Source organism: Anaerosinus sp. (genome assembly GCF_965318445.1).
Map to the genome: position 1 here is coordinate 38,886 of NZ_CBDNNH010000004.1, position 12,956 is coordinate 51,841.

The 12,956-nt window shown below is 34.0% G+C and carries 25 protein-coding genes; 6 read left to right on the forward strand and 19 right to left on the reverse strand.

What is annotated here, in order from left to right:
• Positions 1 to 101: 101 nt before the first annotated feature.
• The 19 genes from ACWZFG_RS03345 to ACWZFG_RS03435 form a co-directional block, all read right to left on the reverse strand.
• Positions 102 to 425: a hypothetical protein gene (locus tag ACWZFG_RS03345; protein WP_455577078.1), complete on the reverse strand. Its 324-nt coding sequence runs from the start codon at positions 423 to 425 to the stop codon at positions 102 to 104.
• Between the two features lie 48 nt (positions 426 to 473).
• Positions 474 to 845, reverse strand: coding sequence for a hypothetical protein (locus tag ACWZFG_RS03350; protein WP_455577079.1), 372 nt, complete (start codon positions 843 to 845; stop codon positions 474 to 476).
• A gap of 15 nt (positions 846 to 860) precedes the next feature.
• Positions 861 to 1,349: a hypothetical protein gene (locus ACWZFG_RS03355; protein WP_455577080.1), complete on the reverse strand. Its 489-nt coding sequence runs from the start codon at positions 1,347 to 1,349 to the stop codon at positions 861 to 863.
• A 14-nt stretch (positions 1,350 to 1,363) separates the two neighbouring features.
• On the reverse strand, positions 1,364 to 1,756 hold the full coding sequence (locus ACWZFG_RS03360) for a single-stranded DNA-binding protein (protein WP_455577081.1): 393 nt from the start codon (positions 1,754 to 1,756) through the stop codon (positions 1,364 to 1,366).
• The gene (locus ACWZFG_RS03365; RefSeq protein WP_455577082.1) at positions 1,749 to 2,141 is read right to left on the reverse strand and encodes a hypothetical protein; all 393 of its coding nucleotides are present in this window, start codon (positions 2,139 to 2,141) and stop codon (positions 1,749 to 1,751) included. The genes ACWZFG_RS03360 and ACWZFG_RS03365 overlap by 8 nt, the downstream gene beginning before the upstream one ends.
• A complete protein-coding gene (locus tag ACWZFG_RS03370; RefSeq protein WP_455577083.1) occupies positions 2,131 to 2,433 on the reverse strand; it encodes a hypothetical protein in 303 nt (100 codons plus the stop codon). The genes ACWZFG_RS03365 and ACWZFG_RS03370 overlap by 11 nt, the downstream gene beginning before the upstream one ends.
• A gap of 4 nt (positions 2,434 to 2,437) precedes the next feature.
• Entirely contained in the window at positions 2,438 to 3,760 is a 1,323-nt protein-coding gene (locus ACWZFG_RS03375; RefSeq protein WP_455577084.1) for a DnaB-like helicase C-terminal domain-containing protein, read from the reverse strand.
• A complete protein-coding gene (locus ACWZFG_RS03380) occupies positions 3,757 to 3,972 on the reverse strand; it encodes a hypothetical protein (protein WP_455577085.1) in 216 nt (71 codons plus the stop codon). Before ACWZFG_RS03380 ends, ACWZFG_RS03375 begins: the two co-directional genes overlap by 4 nt.
• Positions 3,973 to 4,048: 76 nt before the next feature.
• Entirely contained in the window at positions 4,049 to 4,693 is a 645-nt protein-coding gene (locus ACWZFG_RS03385; RefSeq protein WP_455577086.1) for a hypothetical protein, read from the reverse strand.
• A 51-nt stretch (positions 4,694 to 4,744) separates the two neighbouring features.
• Positions 4,745 to 5,281: an ERF family protein gene (locus tag ACWZFG_RS03390; protein ID WP_455577087.1), complete on the reverse strand. Its 537-nt coding sequence runs from the start codon at positions 5,279 to 5,281 to the stop codon at positions 4,745 to 4,747.
• 3 nt (positions 5,282 to 5,284) lie between these two features.
• The gene (locus tag ACWZFG_RS03395; protein ID WP_455577088.1) at positions 5,285 to 5,863 is read right to left on the reverse strand and encodes a host-nuclease inhibitor Gam family protein; all 579 of its coding nucleotides are present in this window, start codon (positions 5,861 to 5,863) and stop codon (positions 5,285 to 5,287) included.
• Positions 5,853 to 6,035: a hypothetical protein gene (locus ACWZFG_RS03400; protein ID WP_455577089.1), complete on the reverse strand. Its 183-nt coding sequence runs from the start codon at positions 6,033 to 6,035 to the stop codon at positions 5,853 to 5,855. Before ACWZFG_RS03400 ends, ACWZFG_RS03395 begins: the two co-directional genes overlap by 11 nt.
• On the reverse strand, positions 6,036 to 6,212 hold the full coding sequence (locus ACWZFG_RS03405; protein WP_177505948.1) for a hypothetical protein: 177 nt from the start codon (positions 6,210 to 6,212) through the stop codon (positions 6,036 to 6,038).
• 47 nt (positions 6,213 to 6,259) lie between these two features.
• The gene (locus ACWZFG_RS03410) at positions 6,260 to 6,457 is read right to left on the reverse strand and encodes a hypothetical protein (protein WP_177505947.1); all 198 of its coding nucleotides are present in this window, start codon (positions 6,455 to 6,457) and stop codon (positions 6,260 to 6,262) included.
• Between the two features lie 71 nt (positions 6,458 to 6,528).
• Positions 6,529 to 6,669 carry a hypothetical protein gene (locus ACWZFG_RS03415; protein ID WP_177505946.1) on the reverse strand — a complete coding sequence of 47 codons (141 nt, stop codon included), beginning with the start codon at positions 6,667 to 6,669 and terminating at the stop codon, positions 6,529 to 6,531.
• 9 nt (positions 6,670 to 6,678) lie between these two features.
• Positions 6,679 to 7,002, reverse strand: coding sequence for a LysM peptidoglycan-binding domain-containing protein (locus tag ACWZFG_RS03420; RefSeq protein ID WP_455577090.1), 324 nt, complete (start codon positions 7,000 to 7,002; stop codon positions 6,679 to 6,681).
• A gap of 127 nt (positions 7,003 to 7,129) precedes the next feature.
• A complete protein-coding gene (locus ACWZFG_RS03425) occupies positions 7,130 to 7,354 on the reverse strand; it encodes a helix-turn-helix domain-containing protein (protein WP_455577091.1) in 225 nt (74 codons plus the stop codon).
• 50 nt (positions 7,355 to 7,404) lie between these two features.
• On the reverse strand, positions 7,405 to 7,962 hold the full coding sequence (locus ACWZFG_RS03430; RefSeq protein ID WP_455577092.1) for a hypothetical protein: 558 nt from the start codon (positions 7,960 to 7,962) through the stop codon (positions 7,405 to 7,407).
• A 226-nt stretch (positions 7,963 to 8,188) separates the two neighbouring features.
• The gene (locus tag ACWZFG_RS03435; protein ID WP_455577093.1) at positions 8,189 to 8,419 is read right to left on the reverse strand and encodes a helix-turn-helix domain-containing protein; all 231 of its coding nucleotides are present in this window, start codon (positions 8,417 to 8,419) and stop codon (positions 8,189 to 8,191) included.
• Between the two features lie 157 nt (positions 8,420 to 8,576).
• On the opposite strand from ACWZFG_RS03435, the gene ACWZFG_RS03440 reads away from it, so the two are divergent.
• From ACWZFG_RS03440 to ACWZFG_RS03465, 6 genes are all read left to right on the forward strand, one after another.
• Positions 8,577 to 8,957 (forward strand): helix-turn-helix transcriptional regulator, encoded by a 381-nt coding sequence (locus tag ACWZFG_RS03440; RefSeq protein WP_455577094.1) that lies wholly within the window; start codon positions 8,577 to 8,579, stop codon positions 8,955 to 8,957.
• Positions 8,958 to 8,975: 18 nt separating this feature from the next.
• Complete coding sequence (locus tag ACWZFG_RS03445) at positions 8,976 to 9,419, forward strand: ImmA/IrrE family metallo-endopeptidase (RefSeq protein WP_455577095.1); 444 nt, start codon at positions 8,976 to 8,978, stop codon at positions 9,417 to 9,419.
• Between the two features lie 164 nt (positions 9,420 to 9,583).
• Positions 9,584 to 10,675 (forward strand): type I restriction endonuclease, encoded by a 1,092-nt coding sequence (locus ACWZFG_RS03450; RefSeq protein WP_455577096.1) that lies wholly within the window; start codon positions 9,584 to 9,586, stop codon positions 10,673 to 10,675.
• 81 nt (positions 10,676 to 10,756) lie between these two features.
• Positions 10,757 to 11,071, forward strand: a complete 315-nt coding sequence (locus ACWZFG_RS03455) for a hypothetical protein (protein ID WP_455577097.1) — start codon at positions 10,757 to 10,759, stop codon at positions 11,069 to 11,071.
• 4 nt (positions 11,072 to 11,075) lie between these two features.
• Positions 11,076 to 11,585, forward strand: coding sequence for a hypothetical protein (locus ACWZFG_RS03460; RefSeq protein ID WP_455577098.1), 510 nt, complete (start codon positions 11,076 to 11,078; stop codon positions 11,583 to 11,585).
• Positions 11,586 to 11,676: 91 nt separating this feature from the next.
• Positions 11,677 to 12,858, forward strand: coding sequence for a tyrosine-type recombinase/integrase (locus tag ACWZFG_RS03465; protein WP_455577099.1), 1,182 nt, complete (start codon positions 11,677 to 11,679; stop codon positions 12,856 to 12,858).
• Positions 12,859 to 12,956: the final 98 nt, after the last annotated feature.

Below are 12,956 nucleotides of genomic sequence, written 5' to 3' on the forward strand. Positions count from 1 at the left end.
CTTAAAATTTTTATGTAATTGCCCGTTAGGTACACGGGATATTCTCATTATAACACAACTTTAGTAAAGTGTGCAATATTTTTAACTTTAACTAAAAATTTTTATAATTCTTTATAAAGTTGACTTAGCGATTTCTTTTGCATAAGCCCTTTTTTACTCTGCCCTTTACTCTTACCCCCACCACCTTTCATAGCCTCTCCGGCTGGAATAGGCTCTTTAGCGGGCAGATTAGCTTTGTACTTCTCCTGCATAAGTTCTTTTATTTCATCCGATACTTCTTTTTCAACATAATCATCATCTTTTGGCATTGGCAAAGTAATTGTTTTGCAGTTTGGACAAATATATCGTTTGTTTTTACGACTGTAAAGCATTGTATGTACTTCGCCTTTTTTTAAACATAAATTACAAAGTGTTTCTTTCGCCATATCAATCACCCCACACGCACGAATAGGACGGTCTATGCCGCCCTTTTTCTATTTCATTCCTTCAATTGTAATCTCCACCCTAGGATTATCCTTGTCCACTTCAAATTCATCGTGAAAATATCTTATCTGTGACCATCCATCATTCACCAATATCTTTGCTGTTTGTAATGCATCAAGAATAAATTTCTTAGCAAATGCAATATTATCTTTATCCCTCTGACGATTTTTTTCGAACCACCTAAAGCATAAGCCTATACTGTCAAATTTACGTCCTTTTAGTGCTGATCTGATAAATATTAAACAATCATTTTCAACTTGCTTTTTGTATGTAGCTGCTTGATATTTATTACTCCTGCACACATTTATGTAATCATTCAATCCTGGTAATCTCATTGGAATTACTATTGTTATTTTCTCCATCTATCTCACCCCACATCATCCGACATCTTTTCTTACCGCCAACATCATATCCGCTATTTTCCTAACCTGTTCCGCTCTCATACTTTTGCCGGTGTGATATTGCTTATGGCAAGCAGGACAAAGCCAGATTACTTTTAGAGATAAGTGATAATCAAAATGATGTCCTTCTGTTTTGCCTTGTTTCCCACAAATTTGGCAAGTATTCGATCGTTGTATTAAGCCTTTTTTAATTGCTCTAACAACTGCATTGTGCGACTTTTGATATCCGTCAACCTCATGCCTGCGTTTTTTAGTTATTTTCGTTCTAATAGCCTGTCTTTTTGGGAAACTTCCGCGATTTCTATCATATTCTCTGATTTTTTCTATGTTATGTTCTCTATACTTTCCAACTCTTGATTTAACACATTCTTTACACTTATTCAAATGTCCATCTTCCATTCGCGAATGCTTATAAAATTCCTCTATTGGTAGTTCTCTGCAACATTCTCTACAAACTTTCATCATTATTATTTCACCTCTCAAAATGGTATTAATTCATCATCATCTACCTCACTACCAAACGATTCTGCACCGGTTGGCATACTAGATTGTCCACTTGGCTTACTACCCAAAAACTCAAAGTTTTGTGCAATAACTTCCGTCACGTATCGCTTTTGACCGTTTTTATCTTCATAGTTACGGATTTGCATACGTCCTTCTACTAGAATTTGACTACCTTTTATAAGATTATTTCCTGCAATCTCGGCTAACTTTTCCCATGCAACGATAGGAATAAAATCAGCTTGTTGCTCCTTGCCTTGTCCTACTCTGCGATTCACAGCTAAGGCGAATGAAGCCGTTGTTTTGCCCGAAGTCGTATATCTTACGTCTGGATCGCGTGCTAGACGACCTACTAGAATTACTTTATTCACAGTAATACCCCCTTGCTTGATTCTTTTCTATGACCTTGCGCCTAGCTTGCATACGTTGTTTTTCATCTAATCCTAATATAGCAAGCATTGTTTCGCACGCTGTCTGTAAATCTATAAGTTCCTCTACCGCTTTATCTATACCTAAACATCCATATCCAAGTTCTAATTCCACCTCTTTAAATTCCTGGTGAATATGGCTTAATTGTTGTCCTATGGTGTTTGCTAAAAACTTGGTTGCAGGGCGTAAGGATGATTCCCTATGCTCTTTTAATTCCAATAATGCAGGTACTATAATGTCACATTCATCTGGTAAATTTACTTCTTCATTTACATAAGCATCATTCAACTTAATAATCGCCATATCTAGTTCACTATCACTTATCATCGCTTACACCGCCTATATTTATTTTGCACTCTTCAAGCAGCATTTTTTTCATATCATCCATGTTGACAAGTCCGTCTCTCATACATTCGCCGAGTTTTCCCATTTCAGAATAAAATCTCTTTATTCTCTTTTCTCCAAATCCGAATTTGTCATGTAGAACCATGTATACCATTGCGCTCAAATCATTGATTGTATCTATACGTATTTTCCGCTGTGTATCGGTTAGGGCAAGTCCAATTACTTTTTCTGCTACGCCTTTCTTTGATAGCTTTCTCCGACTTGATCTATTCATTTCCCTACACCGCCTTGCCTACTTCTTTTTGTTTCTCTAAGTCTTGAAATACACGCGCCTTATAAAAATCATCCGTAAAAGTCAGTGTATCACCATTAAATCTAAACCTTAACATACTCGTATCATCTACGTTTCGCGCTTTTTTGATATCTAGCCACCGATTAAACGGTTCGTTATTAAATACATCTTCCTCATTCATTTTTTCTATACTGAGCCATAGATCCGCTTCGTGACTCATATAACTTGATTGTGCTAAATCACCGGACTTACTTAACTGTGCAATCATGATTACAACCAGTCCAAGTTCTTGTGCTATTGTTTTTAATTTTTGTGCCGCACTTTTATACAATTGCCAATCATCTTTATTTTTGTTATTCATTGTATCTACACGTCCAACATAATCGACAATAACAAACTCTATATCATTTCTGCGCTTATACTTAACAATATCACCGATTACCGTTTCAACTTGTAGATCCGGTATTGTCGCAAAGATAAAATTACCTTGTGATATTCTTTCGCTTGTTTCGGATAATCTTCTAAAATCGTCAGTAGTAATATTTTCACCACCACGTAATTTTTGGTGTGAATATTGACTCATATGGCTAAGTAGTCTAAGTTGCATCTGTCTTTCGCTCATTTCACTATTGAGATACAAAGAAGGTCTTTTTTGCATTATTGCTATATCCTTTATCAGATTCATTGCGAAAATGGATTTACCGCCACCTGTGCGCCCAGATATTATAATTAAATCCCCTTTTTCCATACCGCCACTAATCTTATTTAGCGACTTAAAACCTGTGTAGATTACATTCTTTGTTCGTGTAGCTTCATCCATGCGTTCACATACCGCTTCAAGACATCCAATACCAAATTCTTTTCCGTTAAGATATTTTCTATTAGCTGTTGATGTACGTTCTACCATACATTTTTCAATTTCACTAAAAACAGTATCGGGATTCTCGCCACTTTTAATATCAGCCTTGATTTTATCTGCTAAGTTTAATAAAACCCTATTTTTACTTTCTGCTTTCAGCTTATTAATTGCTGTTTTAACACCGCCTTCGGTATAAAAAACATCCGTGTATGTACTCCAGTTATTAGGCAAAGTTTTTATAATTTCACGATGCTTTATCGGTACCGTGACTATATCAACTTTTTCTTGATTGTCATACATTTGCGAAATCGCTATAAATAAGTTTTGATTTTCTTTTAAGACAAAATCGCTAACTTGTAATTTTTCAATAGCCATTTGCAATACTTCTTCTTTTTGCAACATACAAGCAATGATATATCTTTCTGATTCATAATCTATTCCTGTACTCATATAGCAACATTCCTTCGCCCACTTAAATACCTGTTATGTAGAATATTGAGTAATCCAACAACTGCAAGGTCACTACCACTTAACATTTGTGTAAAAAATAACTTTTCGTATGTGTTATTTTTTAAATGCTCTATTGCTTTTAAAGCAATTTGTTCTGTCCTGTCTTTTAAAAATTCGATCATAAACACGCGTTCTTTATTATCTATTTTCATTTTCTCACTTCCTCTTTTTTACTGGCGTTTGTACTGGCATATATACTGGCATATATACTGGATTTTCCCCTATATATTAATCGGCAACAAATACACCCTTGCCATTCGGCGGTTTATAAACTGTAGCTTGTTTATTTTGACGACTAGAATAATTTTGCCAAGTAAGTATTTTTTGCTTCCAATTACGAACTTTGTTACCTTTACTATCAATCCAATTACCAGATTCAAAGTAATTGTAAAAGTCAGCAGGATTAACAGTTAATTCTTTTTCCAGACAATATACTTTTACATCTTCAAGTGTAGGTGGAGTAAAATTCTTTTTACTCTTTTCTTTTTTGTTTTCTTCTTGTTTATATATGTCTGGCGTTTGTACTGGCGTTTTCACTGGCATATTCACTGGCGTTTGTACTGGCATATATACTGGGTTATACCCAGTGAATTCTAAATCAATTATTTTATATCTCGTTGGCTGACCTTTTTTACCGGGAACAAAATCTATAAGATTTGCCTGCTTTAACAGGTTTCTGTTTCTTATAAACGTTTTTTCATCCCTTATACCTGCTCTAAACATTATTACTTGATTAGTCGCGATGAATGTTTCGGCCCATGCTGCACGGTTATTTAGACTAAGTAATTTATAGTAAATGGTTTGTGCAGATGTCGGCAACCCGATTGCAACACTCAAATCATCGAATAAGTTTAGTTGTTTTATGTAGTTCATTTTCCCTACTCCTATCCTGTAGGTTTGAGGCGACTGATATTGCCGCCTGTATTACTTACTCAGCAATTCTATTGCCTTCGCTTTAATAGTTTGATTCTTATAATTATCAGCTATCCATTTTAGCTGTTCTTTTGACAAATCCGTTAATTTGTAAGTCTTTCCTTTTAACATTACTGTTAGTTCATTACTTTCGCTTTCTCTCTGTGTGCCTTTATTTGTGGTATCTGAATCCTTGGTATCATCTATACAAAATAAACCGTTTAGAGCATATTTACGTGCATAAGATGATGCTGCACCAGTTATTTGACTACCATCCATGCCTTTCTTGATTTCATCTTCACGTGCATAAGCTATAGTTGATATTTTATTGGTTCCGTCTGATATTTCAGCTGTAGCCTTGACGTAATATCTTGTTCCTATCATGACTATTTCATCACTTACATTTAGCATTAATTCTTCTTGCTTTAAAAGAGGTTTCACAGCTTCAAGAATATCTTCACATGAACGATATTTATATTTACCAAAATCGTTATACTGCGATTTTTCACATTTAAGCTGCGACTGAATATTAATGATTTTTTTAATCATTTTCTAAACCTCCACATAAAACTTATCTTCCGAACAAATAACTTCCATATCTTGAATAATCTCGCCATCTGCATTTACTACCTTACCACTATCAGTTACATTCAAAGTCTTTTTAAACGATGCCCAATCGGCTATCTCTTTGGTTTTTATCAAGGATTCATCATAAGTTTTTACAATTTCAATTAATTTAGGATTATCGTTTTTTACTTCTTGGTTTGCTATGTAAAACTTTTCAGTTCCTTTTCTGAGTCCAGCTTTACCATTGATAAATTTTATTGAACGTGTTTTTTTACCGTCTAATTTTTTCTCAATATAAGGTCTAAGTTGACTTTCTAGGCTTGCAGAATATCCGTTCAATGATTCAATTTCCTTCTGTAACCATTCATCAGCTACAGCTTTTTTGCGGTTCAAAAAAGCTATTTGCTCATCATATTGTGATTGCTTTTCTGCTTTTTTCTTGGCAACCCAAGCGATTTTTTGCATTATTTTTTCAGCTTCTTCATCGGTTGCGATTGCAGATATTTCTTCTTGAAACTCTTGTTCTTCGAATTCATTTATAATTTCAGCTAGATTAGTTGACATATATTCCATCCTCCGTTCCGATTAGCACTGCCGACATACTTACGCATCCTTTGATTCGTCTTGCTACCTTTTGAGAAAACGTCAACGCCATATCTGCCGTAATAGCTTGAAGCTCTACGCTTTCAATTTCCTTTCTTGATCTATCGCGAAATGAAACTCTATACACTTTCATTTACATCAACTCGCTTTCATACGATTTACAAAACTGCTCATTTTGATATTCCTTATCCGTATCTAACGACTTACACGTTCCATACTCGAATTCAACGTTTTCTAGCTCAATCACAGGAGCTAAACAAATTCCACTGTTGCAATGCTTGCATGTGTCTGCGTTGCATTTAACTATCATTGATTACACCGTCCTTTTGTGATATAATCACTTAAATTGATTTTTCTTTACTTGCCGTTAGCGATTGCCGTCGCTGACGGTTTTTCTTTTCTCCAAGGGTCTATGCGGTTCATCCCTAGCATACCTTTGATTCGTTGGCCTGCTGCCAAGCTATACCTTACAGGTGCAAGCTTATTGCCGAATCTACTACTTAACTCCAGTTCAAGCAAAGCTTTGTCCTGTTTAACGCATCTTACTTCTTCCATATTCTCACCTTCTTTCTGGAGTATTGCCCTCCATAGAAGCCATGAGCTTCATGACCTCTAGCAATGCAATACTAAATCCTTATGAATCGCTTTTGACAATTTCTATCATCCTTACAAACAAATACAGGCTTATGAAATTCATTCGTCATATATGTACCGTCAATTCCACGAAGTTTTTTACCGCATACATAGCAGGTCTTTTTCTTTGCCAATTCAATCCCTCACTTGTCCAATTTTTCTTGCCAAACTATCTCTAATTCATCGCCAGGATAAATCGTTGCCCCACTTCTATCATGAGAAGTAACACGGGGTACAAATAATCTGTCGTAATTATGCTCGATAATTCCATGCATAAATTCGTCTTGCTGACGTGGCGCATATGTATTCTTCTTCATGTACACACCAGCAATATCCCAAAGCGTGTCGCCTTTCTTAACTATGTAAGTTTCGCTTTTGTCTATATGCGGTGGAATTACGAAGCCTGCTAATGTTGCACTAACAGCGATAACACCTGCAACCAGAATTGCTTTAGTTAGCATCCTCACTATCTGCACTCTCCTTCACTAAGTAGTCGCTTACAAGGTGGCTATCTTGCGTAATGATTTTGAATCCGTTGTCATTGATAATGAATGTACTATCTCGAATCGTGAGTAACATTTTCATCACCTCGTCTTAGCCTGTCGCTTGACAGGGATTTTTTTTGACCAACTCGTGTAAATCGTAACCTTCATACTTTTTCAAGAATTCATTTAATGTTGAATTTCTAACTTTGCGTGTTCTACCAAATCTTAGAGCCCTCAATAGACCGGAATTAATTAAAGCGCCTACAAAATTACGATTACACCCCAATCTTTTCGCTATTTCATCACTGCCTAAAAGATAATCATTTTGATCCATCCATCTCACCCTTTTACATTGATTTTGCTTTTATGTTTTGATATAATTAATTACATAATATTTTTAAACCGCGAAATCGTATGTGTTCCCGCACATGCGGTTTCTTTTTTTATGCCTTTTTGCATCAACTCTGTAAGGTTGAGTTGATATTTTATATCCAACTCCATCATAAGATTAAAACTTACATTGTCGCGCTCAATCATTTTCGTGACCGCACGAATAAGGTTGTTCAGCTCTTCATCGCTCAATTCAGCACGATTGTTTTTATTAAATAGAAGTTCCGGTAAGCTGTGCATTGCTTCATCAGCTTGCTTGTCGTACATTTTGAGTTCAACAAGCCTGCTCTGTATATGCCTGTCCCCTTTTCGATATCCGAAGAATGCTTTTAGTCCTGTTACTTGCATTGCCATGCTCGCCGCCGCTATGAGATTTGTTTTAGCGAACTCACGCATTGACTTAGCTGGTATTTGCCTATTCCCCTTAGCGGCTTCGTATATAGCGGATAGGGAACATTCAACCTCTTTCGCTAGTACCTTTGGTGGTATGTCACACGACATTACAGCAAGCTGAACCATATCTGATAAATCCCCTAGCATATTTACATCCATCATTTCACATCCTTTTTGTGTAATTGATGTACTTTTTTCACACAGATTTTTGTAGTACATTAATTATTGAGCAGTTTTAATACTGCTGTTTCCTCCATCTCCTCACCCCTTTCTCTCCCCACACCCTTCGTAAAATCAATTTCTTAGTACGCCGATGGCACATACAGTACATATGCGATACTTCGCTGACATTGACTTTATGAAAGGTGTGGAATTGCTTGATTACTTATGAAGATATTTCTTCTATAACGTAATCCGTTAGTTTGTCATCTAAAAAAATTGCACTATTAACATTTAGTGCTTTGGCAATTATCTGCATTCGCTCAACATCTAATCTTACTTGACCACTAGCTAAATACCTATAACCTTGCAAAGACATTCCTAATTTATTAGCAATAAAAGTTTTCGTAATACCTTTTGCTACACGAACTCTTTCAATATTTTCATGTGCTCCCATTTAATCACCACCCTCAACTAACGTATTTCGTTATAATTATTATACTAACGGATTGCGTTATAGTCAATATGTTTTTATAAAATTTTCTCAAATCCCGTTAGTTTTGTAACAAATTTCGTTAGTTTATGTTAATATTGCATATAAGAGGTGAGAAAAAGTGACAATTAGCGAACGAATAAAGAGATTTAGGAAAGAAAAAGGGTTAACTCAAAAAGAATTAGGCGATTTAGTTAATAAGTCGTCACAAGTTATTTCGAATTGGGAACGCGGATATACAACGACAATAAATCATGATGATATAACCAATCTATCTAAAGTACTTGGTAAGTCTATAGAAGTAATAATTGGCACTGACTATGTTCCACCTGACACTTCTCCTAAACAACCAAAAGATCTAGTAAAATTCCTCAATCAAGCCGAAGTTATGTTCGATGGTGATACCTATAAGTTAAACGATGATGATCGTAAAAAAATTCGTGCTGCTCTTGAACTTGCGTTTTGGGATGCTAAAGAACGCAATAAGAGAAAAAAACAGTAGCTATGCGGAGGTATCATTATGATAAATTACAGGCTTCGCGTAAAAAATCTTATTAATAAACACGGTACTAGCAATCCATTTAATTTAGCTAAAGTATTAGATTTAAAAATTATATACGCTCCCCTACCTGATAATATCCGCGGTTTTTTGGTACGCGTACTAAAGCGTAAGTATATCATTTTAAGTGATACCTTGTGCTACCAAGCGCAAAAATTAACTATCTGTCATGAGATTGGACACGCCCAACTACATAAAGGCTATGGCTACTATTTTCATGCAGACAGTACATATTATGTTCCTGCTAAGAGAGAATATGAAGCAAATAAATATGCAATACATCTACTATCCTATTCCAATGATATTAACGCGGATTTAATTAGTGAAGTTATTAATGACAAACGTCCAGATCCGCATCTAGTACATACTATCTTATCAACATTTATGGAGTGTGATGCAAATTGACCATACAGGCAGAATAAAAACCTACAATCCAACAAAATGGATGTAGGTTTTCATTGTAAATAGGGCTATTCGACATATTTTGATAAATTTACAGAAAATTCATTATAAATATTTCACTATTTATAATTTGTATACATAAAATAATTATCTAGGAGATGTTAAAAATGGACTTAATCGATCAATTGAAACAGTTTTCTTCCCGTATTGAAAAAATGAAAGAAAAAATCACTACCGAAGAAGCTACAAAAACAGCAATGATTCTTCCATTCTTCCAAATGCTTGGCTATGATGTTTTTAATCCACTTGAATTTGTTCCAGAATACACTGCTGATGTTGGAATTAAAAAAGGTGAAAAAGTTGATTATGCCATCATGGATGAAGATGATAATCCTCTTATATTAATTGAAGCTAAATGGTGTGGAGAGAATTTAGACAAGCATGGTTCCCAATTATTTAGATACTTCTCCACTACTTCAGCTAAATTCGGAATATTAACAAACGGGATTATTTATCAATTTTTTACGGATTTAGATGAACAAAATAAAATGGATGAAAAACCGTTTTTAGAATTCAATTTACTAGATATTAAAGAAATGCTTGTTCCTGAATTAAAAAAATTCCAAAAAGCTAATTTTGATATTGATACAATTTTTACATCTGCATCTGAATTAAAATATAGTAGCCAAATAAAACAATTACTTTCTCAACAACTTGTAGATCCTACAGAAGATTTTATTCGGTGTATAATTAACGATATTTATGATGGAATGAAAACACAAAATGTAATTGACAAATTTAGAGGAATTATTAAAAAGTCTTTAAATCAATTTATTAACGAACAAATAAACGATCGCCTAAAAACAGCTTTAGGTTCAGATGTCACTGGACAAGAAGCAGCGACCCAAACCGTTGAAATAGATGATGATTCAGAAAATGATGCTGAAGAAGTATCTAGAATAATTACCACCGAGGAAGAAATTGAATCATTTTGTATAGTTAAAACATTACTACGTGATTGTATTGGAGAAAACACTATTTCTTATAAAGATACAGAAAGTTATTTTTCTGTTTTACTCAATAATAATATTCGTAAATGGATTTGTAGATTGCAGATTAGCGAACAAAGAATTGCTTTAATTTTGCCTGATGAAAATAAGAAAAAAATTAAATATCAGTTAGATTCACTTGATGATTTATTTGAATACAAAGAAAATCTATTAACTGTAGCTAATAGATACTTAAACGTTACTGAATGATATATTTCCTTTTTGAATTTAACAGGAGCTGATAACAGATGCTAAAAAGTACCTTCATCGTATCTATAAAGTGTGTCAAACATGATTATCAATGAACAAATTAAATTAAAATGCGCCATAATTATTGCCATGTTTGCGATATTTTTTAACACTCTATTTATAAATAATTTAATTGATGCTAAAACTACTGGAATTAATCATGCTTTACGCGTAGAAGAAATCATACAAAGTAATATTCAAAAAGGATTAGTCTCTCAATCTAACTCTGATTATATTGAACAGTCAAAAGAATTTGTAAATAAGTTAGTGCTAATAAAATTAGTAACTAATATCATTCTTAGCACGATTATTTTCATAGTTGGATGGCGGTTATATAAATTAACAAAAGGAGTTTGATTTAATGGAAAATAAAAAATTCTATCAAAGAGCACTACTTGTCTTATTACTTATCATTTCTCTTGCTTTCGCTACTGCTTGTGGTCAGACAAAGGAAAGCAACACAATATGTAATAAAGCTGGGCTTGGTGACAAATTAACAGACTTTGAAAATACATATGGAAAGATGAAAAAAATAGATGATACCTTGGTCAGTTTTGCTTCTGACAAAATCAGCATTATTCCCATAGAAGATATAGCTTATCATGTAACTGTAAAAATAGATTCCTCTGATAAGTTATCCATTGAAAAAATCAAAGATTTTCTTCCTAAAGACATGAAAATTATCAAAGAGTATAGCGAAGATCAATTCAACGACGGGAACGTTAGATATATTACAGTTGGAGAAAGCGAATTACTAAAAACTAGTTTCCCTAAAGATGAAGGGAAATTTGTAATAATTCAACGTATTTATAAAAATACATCGTCTGGCGATTATAATAACTTTGTTATTGGTACTGGGACTAACCCATAACAAAATAGATCAATATAATACAGCTCCTATCCATGGACTGTATTATATTTTTACTCATTAAATAGAACATATGTACGAAAGGATGATTACCATGCGTGGATCAGTACGCAAAAAAGGAAACTCGTGGTATTACAGAATTGATTTAGGGAAAGTAAAAGATGAAAGAAACCAGATTGAACGTTATGGTGGACGAACAAAAAAAGAAGCCGAAACCGTAATGCGGAAAGTATTACGACAACTTGATGAAACAGGCAACTTTTTTGAACCGAGCGAGATATCATATATGGATTTTCTTCAAGATTGGCTTCTTGAAATTAAGAAAAATATAAAAGATAATACATATATTTCATATGAAAGTGCAATTCGAAATCATATAGGTCCCGAACTTGGTAAATATAAAATTAAAAGTCTCTCCCCTATTCTATTGCAGAACTTTATTGATGAACGAAAAGAAAATGGTTATTCAAAAAGCACACTCAACACTTATATTGCTATATTGAAAAAATCATTAAATGCAGCAGTACAGCCATATCAATACAGGCTAGATAATCCTGCAAAATTTATCACAATGCCATCATTTAATCAAGCTGAAGATATCAAAACAGCAAATCTCGCATTTACGAACGAAGAAATATCTAAAATATTTAATTACTTTACCCCTGATACAGATTTGTTTTTCCCTATCGCATTATCCTATTATACCGGTATGCGTGTTGGCGAATGTCTTGCCCTTAAAGCCAATCATATTAATAATGAAGATCGTATTATAGAAGTTCGTTGGACGTTGGTCGATAAAAAGCCAAAAGATGAAATGCTACCTCAAACCATAAAAGGAACCCCTTATAGAAAACTCGTCATCCCTAAAAACAAAAAGTCTATTCGAGATGTCCATTATGATGAAAAGCTCGCTAATATCATTAAAAAGCATTTTTTAAAAACAAAAGAAAATAAACTTCGATATGGACAGTTTTATTGTGACGATAATAAAGAATCATTCGTGTGTATTCAATCATCCGGAAAACCACTTACCTCAAATGATATACGTTTTTTCAATAAATGGTGTAAGAATAACGGTATGGATGATAAATCGTTCCACAGCCTAAGACATACACATGCAACAATTTTACTTGAAAGTGGCGTTCCTATCGAATATGTATCAAAACATCTAGGACATGCTTCTATTGTGACAACAGTTAATACCTATATGCATGTTACGAAGAAAATGCGCGAAGATGCTATAGTAAAAAGTAAAAACAACTTTTACGTCGGTTAGTTTTCCCACAAAATTTTATTTCGTGGGAAAGGTGTGGGAAAATAAAATAAAAAAATGCCTGCAACCCCTATTGTTAAAAGGATTGCAGGCATTTTTAA

Bases quoted from the DNA above. Each gene is read 5' to 3' on its own strand.
- ACWZFG_RS03395 (WP_455577088.1), bottom strand. From the start codon at position 5,863: ATGTCAACTAATCTAGCTGAAATTATAAATGAATTCGAAGAACAAGAG.
- ACWZFG_RS03400 (WP_455577089.1), bottom strand. From the start codon at position 6,035: ATGAAAGTGTATAGAGTTTCATTTCGCGATAGATCAAGAAAGGAAATT.
- ACWZFG_RS03350 (WP_455577079.1), bottom strand. From the start codon at position 845: ATGGAGAAAATAACAATAGTAATTCCAATGAGATTACCAGGATTGAAT.
- ACWZFG_RS03430 (WP_455577092.1), bottom strand. From the start codon at position 7,962: ATGGATGTAAATATGCTAGGGGATTTATCAGATATGGTTCAGCTTGCT.
- ACWZFG_RS03355 (WP_455577080.1), bottom strand. From the start codon at position 1,349: ATGATGAAAGTTTGTAGAGAATGTTGCAGAGAACTACCAATAGAGGAA.
- ACWZFG_RS03380 (WP_455577085.1), bottom strand. From the start codon at position 3,972: ATGAAAATAGATAATAAAGAACGCGTGTTTATGATCGAATTTTTAAAA.
- ACWZFG_RS03455 (WP_455577097.1), top strand. From the start codon at position 10,757: ATGATTATCAATGAACAAATTAAATTAAAATGCGCCATAATTATTGCC.
- ACWZFG_RS03345 (WP_455577078.1), bottom strand. From the start codon at position 425: ATGGCGAAAGAAACACTTTGTAATTTATGTTTAAAAAAAGGCGAAGTA.
- ACWZFG_RS03410 (WP_177505947.1), bottom strand. From the start codon at position 6,457: ATGGAAGAAGTAAGATGCGTTAAACAGGACAAAGCTTTGCTTGAACTG.
- ACWZFG_RS03425 (WP_455577091.1), bottom strand. From the start codon at position 7,354: ATGGATCAAAATGATTATCTTTTAGGCAGTGATGAAATAGCGAAAAGA.
- ACWZFG_RS03365 (WP_455577082.1), bottom strand. From the start codon at position 2,141: ATGATAAGTGATAGTGAACTAGATATGGCGATTATTAAGTTGAATGAT.
- ACWZFG_RS03465 (WP_455577099.1), top strand. From the start codon at position 11,677: ATGCGTGGATCAGTACGCAAAAAAGGAAACTCGTGGTATTACAGAATT.
- ACWZFG_RS03405 (WP_177505948.1), bottom strand. From the start codon at position 6,212: ATGATAGTTAAATGCAACGCAGACACATGCAAGCATTGCAACAGTGGA.
- ACWZFG_RS03435 (WP_455577093.1), bottom strand. From the start codon at position 8,419: ATGGGAGCACATGAAAATATTGAAAGAGTTCGTGTAGCAAAAGGTATT.
- ACWZFG_RS03445 (WP_455577095.1), top strand. From the start codon at position 8,976: ATGATAAATTACAGGCTTCGCGTAAAAAATCTTATTAATAAACACGGT.
- ACWZFG_RS03390 (WP_455577087.1), bottom strand. From the start codon at position 5,281: ATGATTAAAAAAATCATTAATATTCAGTCGCAGCTTAAATGTGAAAAA.
- ACWZFG_RS03385 (WP_455577086.1), bottom strand. From the start codon at position 4,693: ATGAACTACATAAAACAACTAAACTTATTCGATGATTTGAGTGTTGCA.
- ACWZFG_RS03460 (WP_455577098.1), top strand. From the start codon at position 11,076: ATGGAAAATAAAAAATTCTATCAAAGAGCACTACTTGTCTTATTACTT.
- ACWZFG_RS03375 (WP_455577084.1), bottom strand. From the start codon at position 3,760: ATGAGTACAGGAATAGATTATGAATCAGAAAGATATATCATTGCTTGT.
- ACWZFG_RS03370 (WP_455577083.1), bottom strand. From the start codon at position 2,433: ATGAATAGATCAAGTCGGAGAAAGCTATCAAAGAAAGGCGTAGCAGAA.
- ACWZFG_RS03450 (WP_455577096.1), top strand. From the start codon at position 9,584: ATGGACTTAATCGATCAATTGAAACAGTTTTCTTCCCGTATTGAAAAA.